The following is a 22735-nucleotide window of genomic DNA, read 5'->3' as shown; positions in this document are numbered from 1 at the left end:
CTTTCCTACAGCCTGGGTCGACGCTTCTTTCGGGTGAAGCTTAAGGCCGATCCAGCCGTTCGGCCACACCTACACAGATGGCCATGATCAATTTGAGTTCCTTTTGCACGGTGCTCAAGGACACTTCCAGCTGATCGGCAATCTCTTGGTAGCTGCAACCATGCAGGCGGCTGAGGATGAAGATCTGCTGTTGGCGGGCGCTCAACTGGCCCAGGCTGACGCTCAAGGCTTCAAGCATTTGCTCGGCCTGGGTGGCATCTTCGGGGGTGCTGATGGGGGCCGCGACACTTTGCAGGACATCCAGCGGGACATCTTCCTGCAGCGTGCGGGCCTGGATTCTGCGCGCGCGCAGATGATCCAGCGCCAGGTTGCGCGCCGTCTGATAGACAAAAGGTTCAAGGTGATCGATCGGCCGCTCGCTCAGGGCCCGAGTCACGCGCAGGTAGGTTTCCTGCAACAGGTCCTCGGCGGTGCTGTGGTTATTCACCATCCGCTGCAAGGTGCGAAGCAGAACCACCCGTTGGGTGAGAAAAACATGGTTGAAGCGAGATTGGCTCACAGTGATACCAGACCGATTTGCAGTGAATGATAATGCTTATCATCAACTCAAATGGCAAGTAGCTATTTCTGTGAGCCTGTTTTGGCTTACTCGGCGTTACACAGCGCCAGGCAGTTATCCAGCATACGGTTGGAGAAGCCCCACTCGTTGTCATACCAAGCCAGCACTTTCAGCAACTTGCCACTGACCTTGGTGTGATTGGCGTCGAAGATCGACGACAACGGGTTGTGGTTGAAGTCGCTGGAAACCAGCGGCAAGGTGTTGTAACCGAGGATCTTGGAATGCTGGCTGGCATCCTTGAGCAACGCATTGACCTGTTCGGCAGTGGCTTCTTTCTTCAACTGCACGGTGAGGTCCACCAGCGACACGTTGATCACCGGGACACGCACTGCCATGCCGGTCAGCTTGCCCGCCAGTTCCGGCAGCACCAGGCCGACGGCTTCAGCTGCGCCGGTCTTGCTCGGGATCATGTTCTGGGTGGCCGAACGCGCGCGGTACGGGTCGGTGTGGTAGACATCGGTCAGGTTCTGGTCGTTGGTGTAGGCGTGAATCGTGGTCATCAGGCCACTTTCGATGCCCAGCTCGCGGTGCAGCACCTGGGCCACAGGCGCCAGGCAGTTGGTGGTGCACGACGCGTTGGAGATGATCTGGTGGGATTGGCGCAGAATGTCGTGGTTCACACCGTAGACCACGGTGGCGTCCGCGCCCTTGGCCGGTGCCGAGATGATCACCTTGCGCGCGCCGGCGGTAATATGGGCGGCAGCCTTGTCACGGTCGGTGAACAGACCGGTGCATTCGAACACCACGTCGATCTTGTGCGCAGCCCACGGCAGGTCGGCGGGGTTGCGAATGGCACTGACGGCAATCCGGTCACCATTGACGGTCAGGCTTTCCTGATCGTGGGCGACCTCTGCGTCGAAAGTGCCATGCACGGTGTCGTATTTGAGCAGGTGGGCGTTGATCGAACTGTCGCCCAGATCGTTGATGGCGACGATCTGCAAATCCTGGCGGTAGCCTTGGGTATACAGTGCGCGCAGGACATTACGGCCGATACGGCCAAAACCATTGATTGCGATACGAAGAGTCATTGGAAAGTGCCTGTCGTCGATTTGTTGTAAGAATTACAAGATTATTCGCATAAAAATAGAAAACAAGCCTTTTTAGTGGCAATATTTTGTTCAATCTACAACGAGTGACCTGAATCAACTGGTCCGATGATCCAAACGACTCCCTGCCATCCCATGCGCTGCGGGCGTTTGATCAGCATAGACACTCAGGTCGCCACATCCGTTAGCCTGGAGTTCTACACATGCATCCCCGCGTTCTTGAGGTCACCGAACGGCTTATCGCCCGTAGCCGCGCCACCCGCGAGGCCTACCTTGCGCTCATTCGCGGCGCAGCCAGCGACGGTCCGATGCGCGGCAAGCTGCAATGCGCCAACTTCGCCCACGGCGTGGCCGGTTGCGGCACTGAAGATAAAAATAGTCTGCGCATGATGAATGCCGCCAACGTGGCAATTGTTTCGTCATATAACGACATGCTCTCGGCGCACCAGCCGTACGAGCATTTCCCTGAACAAATCAAGAAAGCCTTGCGCGAAGTCGGCTCGGTCGGCCAGTTCGCCGGCGGCACCCCTGCCATGTGTGACGGCGTGACCCAGGGCGAGCCGGGCATGGAGTTGAGCCTGCTCAGCCGTGAAGTCATTGCCATGTCCACGGCGGTAGCGCTGTCCCACAACATGTTCGATGCCGCGCTGATGCTGGGCATTTGCGACAAGATCGTCCCCGGCCTGATGATGGGCGCGTTGCGCTACGGCCACCTGCCGATGATCTTCGTGCCGGGCGGCCCGATGCCGTCGGGCATCTCCAACAAGCAGAAAGCCGACGTGCGCCAGCGTTATGCCGAAGGTAAGGCCACTCGCGAAGAGCTGCTGGAATCGGAGATGAAGTCCTATCACAGCCCCGGCACCTGCACCTTCTACGGCACCGCCAACACCAACCAGCTGCTGATGGAAGTGATGGGCCTGCACCTGCCGGGCGCCTCGTTCGTCAACCCGTACACGCCGCTGCGTGATGCGCTGACCCGCGAAGCCGCGCACCAGGTCACGCGCCTGACCAAAGCCAACGGCAGCTTCATGCCGATCGGCGAGATCGTCGACGAGAAATCCATCGTCAACTCCATCATCGCCCTCAACGCCACCGGCGGTTCGACCAACCACACCCTGCACATGCCGGCCATCGCCATGTCGGCGGGCATCATCCTCACTTGGGACGACATGGCCGACCTCTCCGAGGTGGTGCCGACCCTGTCCCACGTGTATCCAAACGGCAAGGCCGACATCAACCACTTCCAGGCGGCGGGCGGCATGTCGTTCCTGATCCGCGAACTGCTCGAAGCCGGCCTGCTCCATGAAGACGTCAACACCGTGGCCGGTAAGGGCCTGAGCCGCTACACCCAGGAGCCCTTCCTGGTCGACGGCGAACTGATCTGGCGCGATGGCCCGATCGAAAGCCTCGATGAAAGCATCCTGCGCCCGGTGGCCCGTGCGTTCTCGCCGGAGGGCGGCTTGCGCGTGATGGAAGGCAACCTCGGTCGCGGCGTGATGAAGGTGTCTGCCGTTGCCCCTGAGCATCAGATTGTTGAAGCACCGGCGGTGGTGTTCCAGGACCAGCAAGACCTGGCCGACGCGTTCAAGGCCGGCCAGCTGGAAAAAGACTTCGTCGCCGTCATGCGCTTCCAGGGCCCGCGCTCCAATGGCATGCCCGAATTGCACAAGATGACGCCGTTCCTCGGCGTGTTGCAGGACCGTGGCTTCAAAGTCGCACTGGTAACAGACGGGCGTATGTCCGGCGCGTCGGGTAAGATCCCCGCCGCGATTCACGTCAACCCCGAAGCCCAGAGCGGCGGGCCGCTGGCGCGGGTGCGCGATGGCGATATCATTCGCGTGGATGGCGTGAAGGGCACCTTGGAGCTTAAGGTGGACGCCGACGAATTTGCATCGCGCGCGCCTGCCACGGGCCTGTTGGGTAATAACGTGGGGGCCGGTCGCGAGCTGTTTGCATTTATGCGCTTGGCCGCAAGCTCCGCAGAGCAGGGCGCCAGCGCCTTTACCTCTGCCTTGGAGACGCTTAAGTGAAGCTTGCGCTGGTCGGTGATATAGGGGGCACCAACGCCCGTTTCGCGTTGTGGCGCGATCAGGAACTGCATTCGATCCGCGTGCATGCCACGGCGGATCACTCCAGCCCTGAAGACGCGATCAAGGTTTACCTCAACGAGGAAGGCCTGCAAATCGGCGACATCGGTGCGGTGTGCCTGTCGGTGGCCGGGCCGGTGAGCGGCGATGAATTTAAATTCACCAACAACCACTGGCGCCTAAGCAAGACTGCGTTTTGCAAGACGTTGCAGGTCGATGAATTGCTGCTGGTCAATGACTTCTCGGCCATGGCCCTGGGCATGACCCGCCTCAAGCCCGACGAATTCCGTGTGGTTTGCGAGGGTACGCCGGAGCCGTTGCGCCCGGCGGTAGTGATTGGCCCTGGCACAGGCCTGGGAGTCGGGACGCTGCTGGACCTCGGCGCAGGTCGTTTTGCGGCGTTGCCGGGGGAGGGCGGGCATGTCGATCTGCCCCTGAGCAGCCCGCGTGAAACCCAGCTGTGGCAGCACATCTACACTGAGATCGGCCACGTCAGCGCCGAAACTGCCTTGAGCGGTGGCGGCTTGCCGCGTCTGTACCGTGCCATTTGCGCGGTCGACGGCCACACGCCGGTACTGGAAACCCCCGAGGCCATCACGGCCGCAGGCTTGGCCGGCGACCCGGTGGCGATGGAAGTATTGGACCAGTTCAGCATCTGGCTGGGCCGCGTCGCCGGCAACAATGTGCTGACCACCGGTGGACGCGGTGGCGTGTACATCGTAGGCGGGGTGATACCGAGGTTTGCCGACTTCTTTATCAACAGTGGCTTTGCCAAGAGTTTCAGTGACAAAGGCTGCATGAGCGACTACTTCAAGGGCATTCCGGTGTGGTTGGTAACCGCGCCGTATTCCGGGTTGACCGGGGCCGGCGTCGCGTTGGAACAGGCGTTTGCCTGACCTGCAACACTTATAACAACAAGGAGGACCCCGTGAGCGTAATCAGTAAATCGATTCTCCTCGTCGACGACGACCAGGAAATCCGCGAATTGCTGCAGACCTACCTCAGTCGCGCCGGTTTCCAGGTGCGTGGCGTGCCGGATGGCGCGGGGTTCCGCCAAGCGATGAACGAGGCGCCATGCGACCTGGTCATCCTCGATGTGATGTTGCCGGACGAAGACGGTTTCAGCCTTTGCCGCTGGATTCGCCAGCACCCGCGTCAGGCGCAGGTGCCGATCATCATGCTCACCGCCAGCTCCGACGAGGCCGACCGCGTGATCGGTCTGGAGCTGGGCGCCGACGACTACATCGGCAAGCCTTTCAGCCCCCGCGAGTTGCAGGCGCGGATCAAAGCCCTGTTGCGTCGCTGCCAGTTTGGCCAGGAACGCAGCAGTGGTGGCGAAGTGTTGGTGTTTGATGAATGGCGCCTGGATATGATCAGCCACCGCCTGTTCCATGTGGATGGCGAGGAAGTGATCCTTTCCGGGGCCGATTTCGCCCTGCTCAAATTGTTTCTCGACCACCCGCAGCAGATCCTCGACCGCGACACCATCGGCAACGCCACCCGTGGCCGTGACCTGATGCCGCTGGACCGTATCGTCGACATGGCCGTCAGCCGCTTGCGCCAACGCCTGCGCGACACTGAAAAACCCCCGAGGCTGATCCGTACCGTGCGCGGCAGCGGTTATCAACTGGCAGCCAGCGTGGTTGCCGGCAATGCCCACTGAACATCTGACTGAGCGTCGCCGCCGCTTCCCGGTGCCCCGTTCTTTGCTGGGGCGCATGCTGTTGCTGACGCTGCTGGCAGTGTTGTTTGCCCAGGCGCTGTCCAGCGTGATCTGGGTCTCGCAGTTGCGCGCCACCCAGCTCGAAGGCCTGGTCACCAGCGCCCGCAGCCTGGCGCATTCGATGACCGCCAGCGTGAGTTATTTCCGTTCGTTGCCGGTGGCCTACCGTCCGTTGGTCCTCGATCAATTGCGCAGCATGGGCGGCACGCGTTTTGTCGTGACCCTCAATGATCGCCCCTTGGACATGGCCATCCTGCCGCAGACCCCGCGCAAACAAGCGGTGCTCGAAGCGGTCGATGAAGTGCTGAAACAAACCCTCGGCGCCGATGTGCATATCTCGGTGGAGTTCGTCAGCGCCGAAGACCTGCGCATCTTCAATGCCGGCCTGAAACTCGATGAATTGCCGCGTTCATGGGCCCACTACGCATTGACCCTTGAGCCGGTAAACCCGCCGGTGCTGGTCACTCAGATCCAGCTCGCGCCCGGCGAATGGCTGTACATCGCCTCGCTACTACCCGAGCCCTACACCAGTCTGGAAGAACAAGGCCTGCCGTCCCAGCAGGTGTGGTTTATCGTGCTGACCAGCGGTTTCCTGTTGCTGTTCATCGGCCTGCTGGTGCACTGGCAAAGTCGCCCTCTCAAGCGCTTGGCGCGGGCCGCGCGGGACATGTCGCTGGGCGCCGACGTAGAGCCGGTGGCCGAAGGTGGCGGCAGCGAAGTGGTGGAAGTGGGGCGGGCGTTCAATGCCATGCGCGAGCGCATCAGCCGTTACCTGACCGAGCGCAGCCAGTTGTTCAGCGCGATTTCCCACGACTTGCGCACACCGATCACCCGTCTGCGCCTGCGTGTGGAATTGCTGGAAGACGAGAACCTGCAAACCAAGTTCGGCCGCGACCTGGATGAGTTGGAGTTGTTGGTGAAGGGCGCGCTGCAATGCGTGAAAGACACGGATATCCACGAAAACATCGAACCGGTCGACCTGAACCATGTGCTCGACTGCCTGGTGGAACCGTACCTGGCGCCGAACGGCAATGGTCGCGTGACCCAGCATGGCCGGGCGTTGACGACGTATCCGGGCAAGCCGCTGGCGCTCAAGCGTTGCATCGGCAACCTGATCGACAACGCATTGAAGTACGGGCAGAACGCCCATCTGCGCATCGAAGACGACGGCGTGGAATTTATCCTGCATGTGGATGACGAAGGCCCCGGCGTACCCGAGCAACGCCTGGAGCAAGTCTTCGAACCGCACTTCCGCCTGGCCGGGCAGCAACAGGGCTACGGACTGGGGCTGGGGATTGCGCGCAACATTGCCCATAGCCATGGCGGGGAAGTGAGTTTGCAGAATTTGCGTGAGGGTGGGTTGCGGGTGACCCTGCAACTGCCGCGCACGCTCGACTAAATGCTCTGGCGCAGCCGGGCCAAATCTCTGAGGGGGGGCGCCCCAAACAACCGGCTGTATTCGCGGCTGAACTGCGAAGGGCTTTCATACCCCACGCGATACCCGGCCGCCGACGCTTCCAACCCTTCGGCGATCATCAACCGCCGCGCTTCCTGCAAGCGCAGTTGCTTCTGGTACTGCAACGGGCTCATGGCGGTGATCGCCTTGAAGCGGTGGTGCAAGGTCGAGACGCTCAGGTTCACTTCCTTGGCCAGGTCGTCGATGCGCAGCGGTTGCTCGTAGTTGCCGTTCAACCACTTGATCGCCTGGCTGACCCGATGGCTCTGACTGTTGGCCACGGCGATTTCATACAGGCGATAACCCTGTGGACCCCGCAACAGGCGATAAAGAATTTCGCGGTTGATCAGCGGCGCCAGCATGGCGATGTCTTTGGGCGAGTCCAGCAGGCGCGCCAGGCGCAGCACGGCGTCGAGCAGTTGGCCGTCGATACGGTCGACATACATGCCACGGGACGTCGGACGCGACGGCACGCCCATCGGGCCTGCTTCCGCGATCAAGGCCGTGAGCTGCGCCGGGTCGATATTGATGCGCACCGACAGGTTCGGGTCTTCCGGGGTGGCCTCGATGATCCGCCCAGCCACCGGCATCGCTACCGAGAACACCAGGTAATTGAGTGGGTCGTAGGCAAAGATCTCGTCAGCCAGGCGCACTTCCTTGCTGCCGCTGGCCAGGATGCACAGAGCGGGCTCCACCAACACCGGCATGAAGTCACGCGGCGTGTTGTGGCGGTTCAGGAACAAGGTGGTGATGGCGGTACCGTAGGAGCCGTCCTCCCAGGTGTGCCGGTGCACGATGCTGGCCAGTTCGGCGCGCTGCTTTTCCATCTCGGCATCGAGGGGGATGGCTTTATGTTCGGGCGACGACATGGAGCGTCCTCTACTGGCTACTTCGATGGGCTCAGCTTAGCGGCGGCTTTTCAAAAAGTGTTACGTCGATTCTGCACAATCCTTGCCTGATCCTGCGGCGCATCGTGAATCAGGCAATCGCAACGCCTGTCATCTCCCTGAAACAAGGCGTTGGCCCATGGAATAAAACAGCTGCGCCAGACGTCCTCTCTACGCTTCTCGCAGGATTGTGCAATAAGCCGACAGGAATTGACTAACCGCGCTCGCATTCGCGCCGTTATCTTTGATCCTGTGGCAACACGCCCTCACAGTGCTTGCCGAGCATCACTTCTCAACGGGAGAGTCGAACATGTCCACCCCCATTCCCGCGAGCCATATGGCCTTTATCCGCGCCCGCACCGGGTGCAGCACCGAACTCGGTGCACGCTTGAGCAGTTTGATCGAACCGGGCCGTCAGGCTCAGGGTTGCCTGCAATTCTCGTTGCAGCATTCCCAGGTCGATCCCGATGTATGGCTGGTCTCGGGCTTCTGGAGCAGCGAGCAGGCGATGAGTGCCTACTTCAATTCTCCGGCCTTGATGATCTTTACCGAGCTGTTGAACGACATGGTGGTCCGCAGCATGGACTTCCAGACCTTTACCGATGCATCCGCCGCCCATGCCTACGGCGAGTACCTGCAACTGGCCGGTTGAGGGTTAGAATGGCCGACTTTTCCATTGGCCAGGACCTGCAACATGGCACGTAAACAATTTGCCCACCACGAAGCCGTTTCCGCCGTAGTACCGGGGGAGGGTGGCTACAGCGCCGCCGTCGCCGTCAAGGCACTGGATGGCATGGGCGCACCGCGCTTTCACAAGATCCTTGATGGCCAGACGTTCAAGACCGCCTCCGACGCCGATGATGCGGCCACCCTGCAATTGGAGCGGTTGGTCGATGTCGACGAAGAAGGTCAGTTGGCGTGGGCTGCCGAATCCTAAGCCTTGGGTCGATGCATCTTGAACAGGGCCTCAGGGCCCAACTGGAAGTAATCCGCCGGGCCGCCACCGCGTAAAATCGGCTCGGCGGCGGCGGTGTCGTAGATGCCGTCCTTGAGCAGCCATTTGGCGATATGCACCGCGACCACTTCGCCGAGCACCAGCCAGCTAGGCACCAATGCTTTGTCGGCGCGCTGAAGCTGGATGATCTGCGTCACCTTGCACTCGAACGACACCGGGCTCTCGCCCACCCGTGGCACGCCCACGATTTTCGAAGCCACCGGCGTCAGGCCGGACAATTCGAACTCATTCACCTCGGGTGATACCGGGGCGCAACTCTGGTTCATCTGCTCGGCCAGCGGGCGGGTCGCCAGGTTCCACACAAACTCGCCGGTCTGTTCGATGTTGTTCAGGCTGTCTTTGCGCCCGACACTGGAAAACCCGATGATCGGCGGAATGTAGTTGAACGCATTGAAAAAACTGTAGGGCGCCAGGTTCAGGCGGCCTTGGCTGTCGTGGGACGAAATCCAGCCAATGGGCCGGGGGCCGACGATGGCATTGAACGGGTCATGGGGCAGGCCGTGGCCGTTGGCGGGTTCGTAGAAATGGATATCGTCAGGCATGGCCGATGTTCCTGCAGTGGGCTTCGATGAAGTGGCCATACTATGGAATTTTCATTCATCGCCCACCTATTTTTCACAGCTCCACCGTCAGTCTGCGCCCAATGTCGACCGCCCAATCAGTCGGCCTATTGAGAGACTGCGCTTCGGAGCCTTGCCCCCATGAATAAACTTCCTCAGATCACCCTGGCGTTCTGGGTCATGAAAATCTGCGCAACCACCCTGGGCGAGACCGCCGGGGATTTGCTGTCGATGACCCTGGATGTCGGCTACGCCATCAGTTCGATGATGCTGATCAGCGTGTTCCTGCTCACCCTGGTGACGCAGCTGCGCTCGAAAACCTATAACCCGGTGCTGTACTGGATCGTGATCTTGTCCACCAGCACGGCGGGCACCACCATGTCGGACTTCATGGATCGCACCCTCGGCCTGGGTTATGCCACAGGGTCGATGATCCTGATCGTGATCCTGATGATCATTTTCGCGCTCTGGCACCTCAGTGGCGATTCGCTGAACGTGAACAAGGTGCAGACCTTCCGGGGCGAGTTGTTCTACTGGATGGCGATCCTGTTTTCCAACACCTTGGGGACCGCGTTGGGTGATTTCCTGGCGGACGACTCCGGGCTGGGTTTTGCTGGGGGCGCGTTGTTGATCGGCTCAACCATCGCCGCGGTGGTTGCGCTCAAGTACTTCACGCAGATTTCGTCGGTGTTGTTGTTCTGGGTGGCGTTTGTGTTGACGCGGCCATTCGGTGCAACGCTGGGGGACTTTCTCACCAAGCCCCATGAAAAGGGCGGATTGGACTTTGGCACGGTGGGTTCGTCGGCGGTGTTGGCGGGTGTGTTGCTGGTGATGATTGTGGGCGCTTCGTATGCGCAGCGGCGGTATGGGCAGCGTGAGGTTGCAGAACTGTCCTGATCCCATAAAAAAGGGCTGTGTCATCTACTGACACAGCCCTTTTTGCAGGAATGGCGAAACCTTAGTCGGTGGTGATGCGCGAGTGTTTGCGCGTGTCCTTCATGGTCACATAGACCACCAGCGACACCGCGATACACGCGGTCACATACCAGTAGTAGCCGGTTTCCATGCCGATGCTCTTGAACCACAGCGCGATGTATTCAGCGGTGCCGCCGAAGATCGAGACGGTCAGGGCGTACGGCAGGCCCACGCCCAGGGCGCGGATTTCGGTGGGGAACAGCTCGGCCTTCACCACGGCGTTGATCGAGGTGTAGCCGCTGACGATGATCAGCGCCGCCATGATCAGGAAGAACGCACCCCACCAGCTCTGGATGGTGTGCAGGGTGGTGAGGATCGGCACGGTGAACAGGGTACCGAGGATGCCGAAGGCGATCAGGATCGGACGACGGCCGACTTTGTCCGACAGCCCTCCGACGATGGGTTGCAGGCACATGAACAGGAACAGCGTCGCCGCCGAGATGGTGGTGGAGTCGGAAATGCTCATGCCGACCGTGTTCACCAGGTATTTCTGCATGTAAGTGGTGTAGGTGTAGAACGCCAGGGTGCCACCCATGGTCAGGCCGACCACGGTCAGCAGCTCCTTGGGATGGCGCATCAAGGTGCGCATCGCGCTTTCCTTGGCTTTTTCCTTCTTGGTGAACGACTCGGTTTCTTCCATGCCACGACGCAGGTACAGCGCGACCACTGCGCACAGTGCGCCGATAGCGAACGGGATACGCCAGCCCCACGCGTACAGCTGCTCGGTGGTCAGCAGTTGTTGCAGCACGATCAGCACGGCCAAAGCGATGAGCTGGCCGGAGATCAGGGTTACATACTGGAAGCTGGAGTAGAAACCACGGCGTTCCTTGGTCGCCATCTCGCTGAGGTAAGTGGCGGAGGTGCCGTATTCGCCGCCGACCGACAGCCCCTGCAGCAAACGAGCAAACACCAGCAGGATCGGCGCACCGATGCCGATGATTTCATAGCCTGGGCTCAGGGCAATCAGCAGCGAGCCGAAGCACATCAGGTAGACCGAGGCCATCAGGGCTTTTTTACGCCCGACTTTGTCGGCATACAGGCCCATCAGCCAGCCACCGATCGGGCGCATCAGGAAGCCCACGGCGAAGATCGCGGCGGTGTTGAGCAGTTGGGCGGTGGTGTCGCCTTTCGGGAAGAAGGTCTTGGCGAAGTACAGCGAGAACGCGGCGTAGACGTACCAGTCGTACCACTCGACCATGTTGCCGACGGAACCACTGAAAATCGATTTGATGCGGCTGGAGGTAGTGCGCTCTTTCGTCGGCGCGGCCGCCGACCCCAGAGGCAGGGCGTTGGAGTTATCCATTGAAGGATCCTTCATCTAGTTGTTTTTATGGAGCGGCGCGTGCGCAGCCTGGCTCGAGCTATAGCAGGAGCTGTGCCAGGTGGATGAAGGCCCGGAATAGAAGGGTTGCAGGATTTTATTGAGCGGAAAGCCGCTGATGATTTTCAGGTGATGAGCGGAAATCCGCTCATTCGTCCTTCAGGAACATGTCGCGGGCGAGCCCGTGGCGCTGCATCTTTTCATTGAAGGTACGGCGTGGCAGTTGAAGCTCGGCCAGCACCGCCTTGATATCACCCTTGTGCCGGGTCAGCGCGGCTTTCAGGCAGTGGGCTTCGAAGGCCTCCTGCTGCGCGGCCAGGGATTGCCCGGCCTCGATGCCTTCCGGTTCCGGCTCGCCAAGGCCGAGTACCTGGCGTTCGGCGACGTTGGCCAGTTCGCGCACATTGCCCGGCCAGTCGTGGCTGAGCAGGCGCCCCAGTTGCGCGCCGCTCAGGGGCTCGACGTTGCGGCCCAGGCGCTCGGCGGCACTCTGTGCAAAGTGGTCGAACAGCAGCGGGATATCTTCGCGGCGTTCACGCAAGGGCGGCAGGCGCAATTGTGCGACGTTCAAGCGATAGGCCAGGTCTTCGCGAAAGCGCCCGGCGCGGGCCTCTTCCAGCAGGTCCGGCTTGGTCGCGGCGATGATGCGCAGGTCGACGTGGATACTTTGGTTGGAGCCCAGTCGCTCCAGTTTCTGTTCCTGCAACACGCGCAGCAGCTTCACCTGTTGGGCCAGTGGCATGCTTTCGATTTCATCGAGGAACAGCGTGCCACCATGGGCATATTCCAGTTTACCGATGCGCTTGCCCTGGGCGCCGGTAAACGCGCCGCTTTCGTGGCCGAACAACTCGGCTTCAAACAGCTGCTCGGGGATGGCGGCGCAGTTGAGCGCGACAAAGGGTTTCTTCGACCGAGGGCCGAAATCATGCAGGCAACGGGCGACCATTTCCTTGCCGCTGCCGGTCTCGCCACGGATCAGTACGTTGACCGGCAGGCTCGCCAGGTCCAGCACCTGGCGGCGCAAGGTTTGCAAACCACGGGACACGCCGAGCAGGGTGGATTCCAACTGTGCGCGATGATCGGCCTGTTGATGCAGGCGGCGGTTCTCCAGGATCAGCCCGCGCTTGTCCAAGGCACGGCGCAGGCTGTTGAGCAGGGCGTCGGGGCTGAAGGGTTTTTCCAGGAAGTCGTAGGCACCGTCGCGCATGGCCTCAACCGCCATCGGCACATCGCCGTGGCCAGTAAGCAGGATTACGGGCAAATCGGCATCGCGGCGTTGCACTTCGGCCAGCAGTTCGAGCCCGCTGAGTCCGGGCATGCGCACATCGCTCAGGATCACGCCGGGGAAATCTTTGGGTAATTGCGCCAAGCATTCCTCGGCGCGACTGAACAACTGCACCTCGAACCCCGAGAGGCTCAGCCACTGCTCGACGGCCGTGCGGATGCTGGCTTCGTCATCGACCACAATCACTGCGTTCAGCATAGGTCGGGCGTCTCCAGCGCGATAGGCAGGCTCAGGGTGAATACCGCGCCGTCGCCACGATTGCCGGCGATCAGGCGCCCACCCAATTCGTGCACGATAGCGTAGGACACCGCCAGCCCCAAGCCGAGACCATCGCCCACAGGCTTGGTGGTGAAGAACGGGTCGAACACGCTGTTCAGGTGCTCGTCGGCAATCCCGCCGCCGCTGTCGCTGACGGTCAACTTCCACAGCTGTTGGTCGGCATGCAGGCGGATTTCCAGGCGTTTGCGCGGTTTATCGGCCATGGCATCGAGGGCGTTGCGCAGCAGGTTGATCAGCACCTGCTCCAGGCGGATCGCATCGCCGCGCACCCAGGCGGGGCGGGTCAGGTCCAGCACTACGCCGATGGATTCATCGCGCAGGCGCGCATCGAGCAAGTGCAGGGACTGGTCGACCACGGTGGACAGGTCCAGGCGTTCACGCAGGCCGCTCGGGCTTTTGCGCGCGAAGGTCTTGAGGTGGCCGGTGAGGGCGGCCATGCGCGTGAGCATGTCGTCCAGTGGCGTGAGCGCCTGGTAGGCATCGTCGACACGACCGTGATCCAGCAGCAGGCGCAATGTGGCCAATTGCATGCGTTGGGCGGTGAGTGGCTGATTGATTTCATGGGCGAGGGCGGCGGACATCTGCCCCAGCGCCGCGAGCTTGGCCGATTGCACCAGGCCATCCTGGGCCGTGCGTAGCGCCTGGGTGCGTTCTTCCACCAGTTGCTCAAGCTCTTCGCGACTGCGCTGACGCAAGCGGGCCAGGCGCCAACGTTGGGTCAGGAACAGCACCAGGAACACCAGCGCCAGCCAGGAACCGGCGGCGGCCAACCCGGCGTTGCGCTGATCTTCAAAGGCGAACTGCGGCTTGCGCAGCAGGTGCAGGGTCCAGCCTTCGGCCTTCAGCGGCAGAGATTCCCAGATGTAATTGGCACTGCCATCCGGACCGTTGACGCGCATCAAATGGCTGTTTTCGTCGAAGCGTTGCAGGGTGCTGGTTTCGAGTGCCTGCAGTTGTTTTTTGTCGTACTGGCGAGTGGCCTTGAGCTCGGCCAGGTCGCTGGCCGACAATGGTCGCAGGTTGCGGTAACGCCAGCCGGGTTGATTGGCGATGAACACGATGCCACGTGCATCGCTGACCAGCAGCAGGTCATTGCCCTGGGCCCATTCGCGTTCAAGTTCGGGGAACTCCAGTTTCACAACCATCGCACCGAGGAACTGTTCGTGTTCGTCGACCACCGCGCTGGAGAGGAAGTAACCGGGGATGCCGGTCGTTACGCCCACCGCATAGAAGCGTCCGGTGCCCTGGCTCAAGGTCTGGCTGAAGTAGGGGCGAAACGCGTAGTTGTGCCCCACATAACTGCTCGGCAGGTTCCAGTTGCTGGCGGCCACGGCCAGGCCGGTGCGGTCCATCAATTCCAGGGTGGACGACTGCGCCGCGCCGTTGATGCGCTCCAGTTTGCGGTTGAGCAGATCCTGGGTCGCGGTATCCAGCGGGCCCTTCAAGGCATTGATCATCTCCGAGTCCAGCGCCAGCACCGCAGGCAGGGCGCGGTAGCGTTCGATCAGGGTATGCAGCGAGTTGGCGTACAGCGCGAGCTGCTGATTGGCACGGGCGGCGTCGTCCACCAGCGCCTGGCGTTCGGCATGGCGCGTGGCCCAGGCTGCGGCCAGTAGCGCGCCGGCGATGATCAGCAGGGAATAGAAGGTCAGGCGCAGGGGGCGAGGGATCACGATCATACGGTGAGGGGCAGGCACGGTAAGGGAGTGCACCATAGCATGCACCATCGGGGTTTTGTGGTGAGTGGGACTTTTGTGGCAGGCAGGCTTTCTGTGGCGAGCGGGCTTGTTGTGGCGAGCGGGCTTGCCCCGCGTTGGGCTGCGTAGCGGCCCCAATAAGGCCGCTGCAGTGTGTCAGAAATATCTCGATGGCAGGTTTTAGGGCGGCTCTGCCACCCAACGCGGGGCAAGCCCGCTCGCCACAGGAATCTCACTGGCCACAGAAAGCCCGGTTGCCACTGGAGAATTACCAGGCATGAAAAAGGCGACTGGGCCGTGGAGCCGCAGTCGCCTTTATCCCAGCAGGGAAGCGCTTACTGCACTTCTACCGCCAGGCTTTCACTGATCTTTTTCTGCCAGATGGCAGGACCGGTGATGTGCACGGATTCGCCTTTGCTGTCGACAGCAACGGTGACCGGCATGTCCTTCACGTCGAACTCGTAGATCGCTTCCATGCCCAGTTCGGCGAAGGCCACCACGCGCGACTTCTTGATGGCTTGCGCCACCAGGTAAGCAGCGCCGCCCACGGCCATCAGGTACACGGCCTTGTGGTCCTTGATCGCTTCGATCGCAGTCGGGCCGCGCTCGGATTTGCCGATCATGCCCAGCAGGCCGGTTTGCTCGAGGATCTGACGGGTGAACTTGTCCATCCGCGTCGCGGTGGTCGGGCCGGCTGGGCCAACCACTTCTTCGCGCACCGGATCAACCGGGCCGACGTAGTAGATGAAGCGACCCTTGAGGTCCACCGGCAGGGTTTCGCCCTTGTTCAGCATCTCGACCATGCGCTTGTGCGCGGCGTCGCGACCGGTGAGCATCTTGCCGTTGAGCAATACGGTTTCGCCCGGCTGCCAGCTCTGCACTTCTTCCGGGGTCAGGGTGTCGAGGTTGACGCGACGGGCCGATGGGCCGGCTTCCCAGACGATTTCCGGGTAGGCGTCCAGCGGTGGCGCTTCCAGCGATGCCGGGCCCGAACCGTCGAGCACGAAGTGCGCGTGACGGGTGGCGGCGCAGTTGGGGATCATGCACACCGGCAAGGACGCGGCGTGGGTCGGGTAGTCCATGATCTTCACGTCGAGCACGGTGGTCAGGCCACCCAGACCCTGGGCGCCGATGCCCAGTTGGTTGACCTTCTCGAACAGCTCCAGGCGCATCTCTTCGATACGGTTCTGTGGGCCGCGCTTTTTCAGCTCGTGGATGTCGATGGATTCCATCAACACTTCCTTGGCCATTACCGCGGCTTTCTCGGCGGTGCCGCCGATGCCGATGCCGAGCATGCCCGGTGGGCACCAGCCGGCGCCCATGGTCGGAACGGTCTTCAATACCCAGTCAACGATCGAGTCGGACGGGTTGAGCATGGCCATTTTCGACTTGTTCTCGGAACCGCCGCCCTTGGCCGCCACGTCCACTTCCACGGTGTTGCCCGGGACGATGGAGTAGTGGATGACCGCCGGGGTGTTGTCCTTGGTGTTTTTGCGCGCGCCTGCCGGGTCGGCCAGGATAGACGCACGCAGGACGTTTTCCGGCAGGTTGTAGGCGCGACGCACGCCTTCGTTGATCATGTCGTCCAGGCCCATGGTGGCGCCATCCCAACGCACGTCCATGCCCACGCGCACGAACACGGTAACGATACCGGTGTCCTGGCAGATCGGGCGATGGCCGGTGGCGCACATGCGCGAGTTGATCAGGATCTGGGCGATGGAGTCACGGGCCGCTGGCGATTCTTCGCGCAGGTAGGCTTCGTGCATGGCCTGGATGAAATCCACGGGGTGGTAGTAGGAAATGAATTGCAGGGCGTCGGCAACGCTCTGAATCAGGTCGTCTTGCTTGATCACGGTCATGAGTCGCGCTCCTCTATAAGGGAACATTCAATAAAGGTGGGCTCAGTGTTGCATCGGTCGGCTGAGCTCACCTTTCCAAGGCACGCCAAAGTGGTGCAGGCGCGACGCTAAAAAGGCGCGGCAGTATAACCCGGCTCGGTGGCCGATACACCCGACTATGGTCAAACTGTCGCAGGCATGATTCCCTGTGCGCGCCCCTTGTGATTGAGCCCTTATATGCCTGAACTCTACGTCGGCGAACGCCATTGGTCGGTATCTTCCGGCAGCAACCTGCTGGATGCCTTGAACCAGGCCGGTGTGGCCGTGCCCTACAGTTGCCGCGCCGGCAGTTGCCATGCGTGCCTGGTGCGATGCCTGGGGCAGGTCGAGGACAAGCAGCCTGAGGCCCTGAGCCCGGCGCAACGCCAGGACGGCTGGCGCTTGGCTTGCCAGTGCCAGGTCAGCGGAGACCTGCGCGTTGAAACCTTTGACCCGACGCGTGACGGGTTGCCGGCCCTGGTGCTGGGTGTGGATTGGTTGAGCCCGAGCGTGCTGCGCTTGCGTCTGCAACCCGAGCGTGGTTTGCGCTATCGGGCCGGGCAGCACCTGGTGCTGTGGGCGGGGCAGGTAGCGCGGCCGTATTCCCTGGCGAGTTTGCCCCAGGAGGATGGTTTCCTGGAGTTTCACCTCGATTGCCGTCTGCCTGGCGAGTTCAGTGATCTTGCTCGCCAGTTGCAGGTGGGCGACCGTCTGCGTCTGGGCGAATTGCGCGGTGGCGCGCTGCAATACGATCCTGACTGGCAAAGCCGGCCGTTGTGGCTGCTGGCATCCGGCACCGGCCTTGGCCCGCTTTGGGGGGTGTTGCGTGAGGCCTTGCGCCAGGATCATCAGGGCGACATTCGCGTGATTCACCTGGCCCATGATGCAGAGGGGCATTACCTGGCTGAACCCCTGGCGCAGCTGGCGGCACAGCATCCCAACGTGACGGTGGAGTTGTGGACGGCGGCGCAGGCGACCCAGGCATTGGCGCAACTGCGGCTTGTTTCGCGGCAAACTCTGGCTTTACTCTGCGGGCACCCGGCCAGTGTCGAGGCGTTTTCCAAGCGTCTGTTCCTGGCGGGCCTGCCGCGCAATCAACTGCTGGCCGATGTGTTCCTGCCCCGTGGTTGAGCGCTGAATTCTACAGCCGCGAGATTCGCCATGACCGATGCCATCCTGCAACACCGCGAACGCGGGTTGCTGACCTTGCAGCTCAATCGCCCCGACAAGAAAAACGCCCTGACCCGCGTCATGTACACGCAACTGGCCGAGGCCCTGGAGCAGGCCGATGCAGATGATGCCATCCGCTGCGTGCTGATCCAGGGCAGCAGTGACTGTTTCACCGCCGGCAACGACATTGGCGATTTTCTTGAACAGCCGCCCAGCGATCTCGACAGCCCACCGTTTTACTTCATGAAAAGCCTGCTCAACTGCCGCAAACCGGTGATTGCCGCCGTGGCGGGCGCTGCGGTGGGTATCGGCACGACCCTGCTGCTGCATTGCGACCTGGTCTACATCAGCCGTGATGCGCGGCTGCGCATGCCATTCGTCAACCTGGGGCTGTGCCCGGAGTTTGGTTCAAGTCTGATCCTGCCGAGGTTGTTGGGGCACGCGAAGGCTGCGGAATTATTGCTTCTGGGCGAAGGCTTTACCGGCGAGCAGGCGGCAGCCTGGGGGATTGCTACCGAGGCGCTGGGCAGCGGCGAGGCGGCGTTGGCCAAGGCGCGGGAAATGGCCGAGCGCTTTGAGACCTTGGCGCCGGGGGCTGTGCAGGTGACCAAGCAATTGATGAAGAGCGTTGACCGTGAGCAATTGCGCCAGGTGATTGAGGAAGAGGGCGCTTTGTTTGTCCAGCGGTTGAAGTCGCCGGAAGCGATTGCGGCGTTGTCGGGGTTTATCAACCGGTCCTGAGAAAGCAAAAAGCCCCGCCATTCACAGGGCGGGGCTTTTGTTTTTCAGCGTGTCACTCAGACCTGTGGGTCGCCCACGTGCAGGATCTTCATGCCATTGGTGCCACCGGTGGTGTGGTAGCTGTCGCCCTTGGTCAGGATGACCCAGTCGCCTTTCTCTACGACGCCACGCTTGACCAGCTCGTCGATAGCTTTCTGGCTGACTTCGTTCGGTGCCAGCGAAGCCGGATCGAACGGAACGGTGTACACACCACGGAACAGCGCGGTGCGCGCCTGGGCTTCGCGGTGCGGGGTGAACGCGTAGATTGGCACCGAGGAACGGATGCGCGACATGATCAACGGCGTGTAGCCACTTTCGGTCAGCGCGATGATCGCCTTCACGCCCGGGAAGTGGTTCGCGGTGTACATGGCCGCCAGGGCGATGCTCTGGTCGCAGCTTTCGAACTCTTTGCCGATGCGGTGGCTGGAGGTCTTGCTGGTCGGGTGCTTTTCAGCGCCGAGGCAGATACGTGCCATGGCTTGCACGGCTTCCAGCGGGTACGGGCCAGCGGCGCTTTCGGCGGAGAGCATCACGGCGTCGGTGTAGTCGAGCACGGCGTTGGCCACGTCGGACACTTCGGCGCGGGTCGGCATCGGGTTCTGGATCATCGACTCCATCATCTGGGTCGCCACGATCACCGCTTTGTTGTGACGGCGTGCGTGCAGGATGATCTTCTTCTGGATACCGATCAGCTCGGCGTCACCGATTTCCACGCCCAGGTCGCCACGGGCAACCATCACCGCGTCGGAAGCCTTGATCAGGCCGTCGAGGGTTTCGTCATCGGCCACGGCTTCGGCGCGTTCAATCTTCGCCACCAGCCAGGCAGTGCCACCGGCTTCGTCGCGCAGTTTACGGGCGTATTCCATGTCGGCGGCGTCGCGCGGGAAGGACACGGCGAGGTAGTCCACTTCCATTTCGGCGGCGAGCTTGATGTCGGCCTTGTCTTTTTCAGTCAGGGCTGGTGCGGTCAAGCCACCGCCACGACGGTTGATGCCTTTGTGGTCCGACAGTGGGCCGCCGATGATCACGGTGCAGTGCAGTTCAGTCGGGGTGGCGGTGTCGACGCGCATCACGACGCGGCCGTCGTCCAGCAGCAGTTCGTCGCCGACGCCGCAGTCCTTGACCAGGTCCGGATAGTCGATACCCACGACTTGCTGGTTGCCTTCGGTCAACGGGTGGCTGGTGGAGAAGGTGAATTGATCACCGATCTTCAGCTCGATCCGCTTGTTGGCGAATTTGGCGATACGGATTTTCGGGCCTTGCAGGTCACCCAGCAGTGCGACGAAGCGGCCGTGCTTGGCGGCCAGGTCACGCACCAGCTTGGCGCGAGCCTTGTGCTCGTCCGGGGTGCCGTGGGAGAAGTTCAGACGGGCAACGTCCAAACCAGCCAGAATCAGCTGTTCGAGGACTTCCGGCGAGTTGCTGGCCGGGCCAAGGGTGGCGACGATTTTGGTACGACGGACGGACATGCACAGACTCCTGAGTTCAAGCGCTGAGGAAGGCTACTATGCTCTTTCGTTGTAGTCATTGTTCGTTTGCACTACTTATCGACGATTGACTTGTTTTCGTTGCGGCTGAATACGAACATCCTTGAAGATTTTCGACGGGGGGTCGATACACTGCACAAGACAGGAGAACCCTCATGCGAATTTTGCTCATTGCTGCCCTGGCCGTCAGTGTTGTCGGCTGCACCCGTTGGTCGATGGACCATCACCTGAACAATGCCTACCGCGCCTACAAGGTCGGTGACTGCGAGCGCGTTACCCTGGAATTGTCCCAGGTCGACCGTGAAAGTCGCACCCGACGTTATGTACAGCCGGAAGTCTCGATGTTGCGCGGCCAGTGCCTGGAACGGCAGAAACTGTTCGTCGACGCGATACAGACTTATCAGTTCATCATCAATCAATACCCGTCGAGTGAATACGCCTACCGTGCCCGCGCGAGGCTCGACACCCTGCAACAGCTGGGGCATTACCCCGGCGCAAGCGTCGCGCAACCGCGTCCAGCGTCCTTGTGATGATATTCGTCATTCAATAACTGGCCCGTCGCCAGTCTTGGGCTATTCTTTGAATGTTCGTTTGTATAAGTTTCTATGCAAATGGATGTTGGGCCCGGACTGGGTGGCTGTCTAGCGGCAGGCAATTGCCTGTTGTCGCACCGAAATCCAGGGAGAGTGGGCGACGTCGCCCGTTCCGAATCACTGGCACGGCCGCAGTCATGGCCACTGGATGGCGATTTCATCATGTTTACCGACCGACGGATCGAGCGGCATCAGCTTCCTTATTTCCTGCAAGTGTTTAATCGTCTCACCGACAAGCCCATCGGCTTTTTGGGCAATGTCTCGGAAGACGGGCTGATGTTAATCAGCCAATTGCCCATGATGGTCGACGTGGACTTCGAACTGCGCTTGAAGATTCCAGGCGCTGACGACACTTTCCACCCCATCGATCTCACGGTGACCTGTCTGTGGAGCCATGAGGACATCAACCCGCAACACTACGATTCCGGGTTCAGGGTGCTCCAGGCACCCGAGGAATATGGGCAGTTGATCAACGTCTTGTTGAATTACTTCAGCTTTGATCCTTTGCAGGCTTCGGCTTAGATAAGGCGCTTCGGCGGGCCCTTTTCAGAGCACGCCGGCTTTCTTCCACCCCAGGTAACGTGTGACCAAGGCCGGTCCCAGTTCAGACGGTAAAGTGTCTAGTAGGGACAGGCCTTGGGCGCTGAGCCGGTCGTGCAGTTCGTTGCGGGTATTCAGGTAGTCGATGGTGCCGCTGTAGGCCAAGGCTTCGGGCAGGGTTTGTACGGGGGCTTGGCGCAGTTGATCAAGGGCTTCCTCGCGCAAACTGGCCACCAGCACCCGGTGATGGCGGCTGATGCGATTGACGGCCGTCAGCAGTGTTTCATCATCCTCATCCCGCAGGTTGGATATCACGATCACCAAAGCGCGCCGTTTCTGCCGAGCCAGCAGTTGGCTTGCTGCAGCCTGATAATCGGCAGCCCGCCGGGTGGTATCAAGGTCGTATACCGCGTTGAGCAACCGGTTCAACTGGCTACTGCCTTTGACCGGCGCCAGGTAGCGTGGCTGGTCGCCGGCAAAGGTGCACAGCCCAACCGCATCCCCCTGGCGCAACGCGACGTAGCTGAGCAGCAGGCAGGCATTCAGGGCATGGTCAAAGTGGGACAGTTGGTCATCCTGGCTGCGCATGCCGCGGCCGCAATCGAGCATGAACACGATCTGCTGGTCACGCTCATCCTGATATTCACGGGCGATGGGGGTGCGTTGCCGGGCGGTAGCCTTCCAGTCGATCTGCCGCAGGCTGTCCCCTTCGCGAAACTCACGCAACTGGTGAAACTCCAGTCCCAAGCCACGGCGCTGACGTTGGCGTACACCCAGTTGACTCAGCCAGTTATCTACGCCCTGCAGTTGGGCACCGTACAGACGGGCGAAATCCGGGTAGACGCGGGTGGTATCGCTCACGTCGATCAGTCGCCGTGCTGACCACAGGCCCATGGGGCTGGGCAGGAGAATTTCACAGCGGTTGAAACTGAAATGACCACGCCTCAAGGGGCGAAGGCGATAACCCAGTTCACTGCGTTCACCGGGGCGCAGGTCTATGGATTGGGGCATGTGCTCCACCGACAGCCCATCAGGGACATGATCGAACACCTGCACGCTCAGTGTCTGCGGGAAGTCATGCTCGAGAACCAGGCGTATTTCCCCCCAGCGGCCCAATGCCAGGCTTCCGGGCATTTGCCGTTGCACACGGGGCGAAGGGCGGCTACGCAGACGCATCGCATCCAGCAGCGCGAGCAATAACAGCGCCAGTAGCAGGCCCCACGCGATGGAGTGCAAGGTGTCGGGCACTTTGAGCTGCAACGCTGCCGCAATTCCCAGCAGGACGTCCAAGCCCAGCAATACGCCAAGCCAGTTCAGCAGCAGACGGGTCGGTTTCAT

General features: G+C 61.3%; 21 protein-coding genes. 11 read left to right on the top strand and 10 right to left on the bottom strand.

Annotation, left to right across the window (positions count from 1 at the left end):
• Positions 1-40: 40 nt before the first annotated feature.
• Positions 41-559 carry an RNA polymerase sigma factor gene (locus tag OZ428_RS27270; RefSeq protein WP_033898538.1) on the bottom strand — a complete coding sequence of 173 codons (519 nt, stop codon included), beginning with the start codon at positions 557-559 and terminating at the stop codon, positions 41-43.
• A gap of 86 nt (positions 560-645) precedes the next feature.
• Positions 646-1647, bottom strand: coding sequence for a type I glyceraldehyde-3-phosphate dehydrogenase (gap, locus tag OZ428_RS27265; protein WP_038845935.1), 1002 nt, complete (start codon positions 1645-1647; stop codon positions 646-648).
• Positions 1648-1868: 221 nt separating this feature from the next.
• On the opposite strand from gap, the gene edd reads away from it, so the two are divergent.
• The 4 genes from edd to OZ428_RS27245 are packed head-to-tail and all read left to right on the top strand — an operon-like array spanning position 1869 to position 6874.
• Positions 1869-3695: a phosphogluconate dehydratase gene (edd, locus tag OZ428_RS27260; protein WP_269131900.1), complete on the top strand. Its 1827-nt coding sequence runs from the start codon at positions 1869-1871 to the stop codon at positions 3693-3695.
• A complete protein-coding gene (locus OZ428_RS27255) occupies positions 3692-4648 on the top strand; it encodes a glucokinase (protein WP_038845937.1) in 957 nt (318 codons plus the stop codon). Before edd ends, OZ428_RS27255 begins: the two co-directional genes overlap by 4 nt.
• Positions 4649-4680: 32 nt before the next feature.
• Positions 4681-5415, top strand: a complete 735-nt coding sequence (locus OZ428_RS27250) for a response regulator (protein ID WP_016975493.1) — start codon at positions 4681-4683, stop codon at positions 5413-5415.
• 31 nt (positions 5416-5446) lie between these two features.
• Positions 5447-6874 carry an ATP-binding protein gene (locus OZ428_RS27245; protein ID WP_161630237.1) on the top strand — a complete coding sequence of 476 codons (1428 nt, stop codon included), beginning with the start codon at positions 5447-5449 and terminating at the stop codon, positions 6872-6874.
• On the opposite strand, the gene OZ428_RS27240 is transcribed toward OZ428_RS27245, so the two are convergent.
• Complete coding sequence (locus OZ428_RS27240) at positions 6871-7800, bottom strand: AraC family transcriptional regulator (RefSeq protein WP_016975491.1); 930 nt, start codon at positions 7798-7800, stop codon at positions 6871-6873. The genes OZ428_RS27245 and OZ428_RS27240 overlap by 4 nt on opposite strands.
• 328 nt (positions 7801-8128) lie before the next feature.
• On the opposite strand from OZ428_RS27240, the gene OZ428_RS27235 reads away from it, so the two are divergent.
• Complete coding sequence (locus OZ428_RS27235) at positions 8129-8470, top strand: antibiotic biosynthesis monooxygenase family protein (protein WP_016975490.1); 342 nt, start codon at positions 8129-8131, stop codon at positions 8468-8470.
• A 42-nt stretch (positions 8471-8512) separates the two neighbouring features.
• The gene (locus OZ428_RS27230) at positions 8513-8755 is read left to right on the top strand and encodes a hypothetical protein (RefSeq protein ID WP_033898533.1); all 243 of its coding nucleotides are present in this window, start codon (positions 8513-8515) and stop codon (positions 8753-8755) included.
• On the opposite strand, the gene OZ428_RS27225 is transcribed toward OZ428_RS27230, so the two are convergent.
• The gene (locus OZ428_RS27225) at positions 8752-9375 is read right to left on the bottom strand and encodes a flavin reductase family protein (RefSeq protein WP_269131899.1); all 624 of its coding nucleotides are present in this window, start codon (positions 9373-9375) and stop codon (positions 8752-8754) included. The genes OZ428_RS27230 and OZ428_RS27225 overlap by 4 nt on opposite strands.
• A 159-nt stretch (positions 9376-9534) precedes the next feature.
• Between OZ428_RS27225 and OZ428_RS27220 the strand changes: the two genes are divergently transcribed.
• The gene (locus OZ428_RS27220) at positions 9535-10290 is read left to right on the top strand and encodes a COG4705 family protein (protein WP_016975487.1); all 756 of its coding nucleotides are present in this window, start codon (positions 9535-9537) and stop codon (positions 10288-10290) included.
• Between the two features lie 61 nt (positions 10291-10351).
• Here OZ428_RS27220 and OZ428_RS27215 read toward each other — a convergent pair whose 3' ends face one another.
• The 4 genes from OZ428_RS27215 to OZ428_RS27200 form a co-directional block, all read right to left on the bottom strand.
• The gene (locus OZ428_RS27215; RefSeq protein WP_269131898.1) at positions 10352-11671 is read right to left on the bottom strand and encodes an MFS transporter; all 1320 of its coding nucleotides are present in this window, start codon (positions 11669-11671) and stop codon (positions 10352-10354) included.
• A 166-nt stretch (positions 11672-11837) separates the two neighbouring features.
• Positions 11838-13172, bottom strand: coding sequence for a sigma-54-dependent transcriptional regulator (locus tag OZ428_RS27210; RefSeq protein ID WP_269131897.1), 1335 nt, complete (start codon positions 13170-13172; stop codon positions 11838-11840).
• Complete coding sequence (locus OZ428_RS27205; protein ID WP_269134226.1) at positions 13166-14932, bottom strand: ATP-binding protein; 1767 nt, start codon at positions 14930-14932, stop codon at positions 13166-13168. Before OZ428_RS27205 ends, OZ428_RS27210 begins: the two co-directional genes overlap by 7 nt.
• Before the next feature lie 353 nt (positions 14933-15285).
• Entirely contained in the window at positions 15286-16809 is a 1524-nt protein-coding gene (locus tag OZ428_RS27200; RefSeq protein WP_016971118.1) for a fumarate hydratase, read from the bottom strand.
• Positions 16810-17025: 216 nt separating this feature from the next.
• Between OZ428_RS27200 and OZ428_RS27195 the strand changes: the two genes are divergently transcribed.
• Positions 17026-17958, top strand: coding sequence for an iron-sulfur-binding ferredoxin reductase (locus OZ428_RS27195; protein WP_269131895.1), 933 nt, complete (start codon positions 17026-17028; stop codon positions 17956-17958).
• A 30-nt stretch (positions 17959-17988) separates the two neighbouring features.
• The gene (locus tag OZ428_RS27190) at positions 17989-18738 is read left to right on the top strand and encodes an enoyl-CoA hydratase-related protein (protein ID WP_269131894.1); all 750 of its coding nucleotides are present in this window, start codon (positions 17989-17991) and stop codon (positions 18736-18738) included.
• A 56-nt stretch (positions 18739-18794) separates the two neighbouring features.
• Here OZ428_RS27190 and pyk read toward each other — a convergent pair whose 3' ends face one another.
• A complete protein-coding gene (gene pyk, locus OZ428_RS27185; RefSeq protein WP_269131893.1) occupies positions 18795-20246 on the bottom strand; it encodes a pyruvate kinase in 1452 nt (483 codons plus the stop codon).
• Positions 20247-20419: 173 nt separating this feature from the next.
• On the opposite strand from pyk, the gene OZ428_RS27180 reads away from it, so the two are divergent.
• On the top strand, positions 20420-20794 hold the full coding sequence (locus OZ428_RS27180) for a tetratricopeptide repeat protein (RefSeq protein WP_269131892.1): 375 nt from the start codon (positions 20420-20422) through the stop codon (positions 20792-20794).
• Between the two features lie 225 nt (positions 20795-21019).
• On the top strand, positions 21020-21379 hold the full coding sequence (locus OZ428_RS27175) for a PilZ domain-containing protein (RefSeq protein WP_016975477.1): 360 nt from the start codon (positions 21020-21022) through the stop codon (positions 21377-21379).
• Positions 21380-21403: 24 nt separating this feature from the next.
• Here the strand turns inward: OZ428_RS27175 and OZ428_RS27170 are convergent, their stop codons facing one another.
• A complete protein-coding gene (locus tag OZ428_RS27170) occupies positions 21404-22735 on the bottom strand; it encodes a DUF58 domain-containing protein (protein ID WP_269131891.1) in 1332 nt (443 codons plus the stop codon).

It is taken from the genome of Pseudomonas sp. GXZC (genome assembly GCF_026967615.1).
GTDB lineage: Bacteria > Pseudomonadota > Gammaproteobacteria > Pseudomonadales > Pseudomonadaceae > Aquipseudomonas > Aquipseudomonas azotoformans_A.
This window is presented reverse-complemented; position numbering and strand designations above follow the sequence as displayed.

Bases quoted from the DNA above. Each gene is read 5' to 3' on its own strand.
- gap (WP_038845935.1), bottom strand. From the start codon at position 1,647: ATGACTCTTCGTATCGCAATCAATGGTTTTGGCCGTATCGGCCGTAAT.
- edd (WP_269131900.1), top strand. From the start codon at position 1,869: ATGCATCCCCGCGTTCTTGAGGTCACCGAACGGCTTATCGCCCGTAGC.
- OZ428_RS27240 (WP_016975491.1), bottom strand. From the start codon at position 7,800: ATGTCGTCGCCCGAACATAAAGCCATCCCCCTCGATGCCGAGATGGAA.
- OZ428_RS27235 (WP_016975490.1), top strand. From the start codon at position 8,129: ATGTCCACCCCCATTCCCGCGAGCCATATGGCCTTTATCCGCGCCCGC.
- OZ428_RS27230 (WP_033898533.1), top strand. From the start codon at position 8,513: ATGGCACGTAAACAATTTGCCCACCACGAAGCCGTTTCCGCCGTAGTA.
- OZ428_RS27225 (WP_269131899.1), bottom strand. From the start codon at position 9,375: ATGCCTGACGATATCCATTTCTACGAACCCGCCAACGGCCACGGCCTG.
- OZ428_RS27220 (WP_016975487.1), top strand. From the start codon at position 9,535: ATGAATAAACTTCCTCAGATCACCCTGGCGTTCTGGGTCATGAAAATC.
- OZ428_RS27215 (WP_269131898.1), bottom strand. From the start codon at position 11,671: ATGGATAACTCCAACGCCCTGCCTCTGGGGTCGGCGGCCGCGCCGACG.
- OZ428_RS27210 (WP_269131897.1), bottom strand. From the start codon at position 13,172: ATGCTGAACGCAGTGATTGTGGTCGATGACGAAGCCAGCATCCGCACG.
- OZ428_RS27205 (WP_269134226.1), bottom strand. From the start codon at position 14,932: ATGATCGTGATCCCTCGCCCCCTGCGCCTGACCTTCTATTCCCTGCTG.
- OZ428_RS27200 (WP_016971118.1), bottom strand. From the start codon at position 16,809: ATGACCGTGATCAAGCAAGACGACCTGATTCAGAGCGTTGCCGACGCC.
- OZ428_RS27195 (WP_269131895.1), top strand. From the start codon at position 17,026: ATGCCTGAACTCTACGTCGGCGAACGCCATTGGTCGGTATCTTCCGGC.
- OZ428_RS27190 (WP_269131894.1), top strand. From the start codon at position 17,989: ATGACCGATGCCATCCTGCAACACCGCGAACGCGGGTTGCTGACCTTG.
- pyk (WP_269131893.1), bottom strand. From the start codon at position 20,246: ATGTCCGTCCGTCGTACCAAAATCGTCGCCACCCTTGGCCCGGCCAGC.
- OZ428_RS27180 (WP_269131892.1), top strand. From the start codon at position 20,420: ATGCGAATTTTGCTCATTGCTGCCCTGGCCGTCAGTGTTGTCGGCTGC.
- OZ428_RS27175 (WP_016975477.1), top strand. From the start codon at position 21,020: ATGTTTACCGACCGACGGATCGAGCGGCATCAGCTTCCTTATTTCCTG.
- OZ428_RS27170 (WP_269131891.1), bottom strand. From the start codon at position 22,735: ATGAAACCGACCCGTCTGCTGCTGAACTGGCTTGGCGTATTGCTGGGC.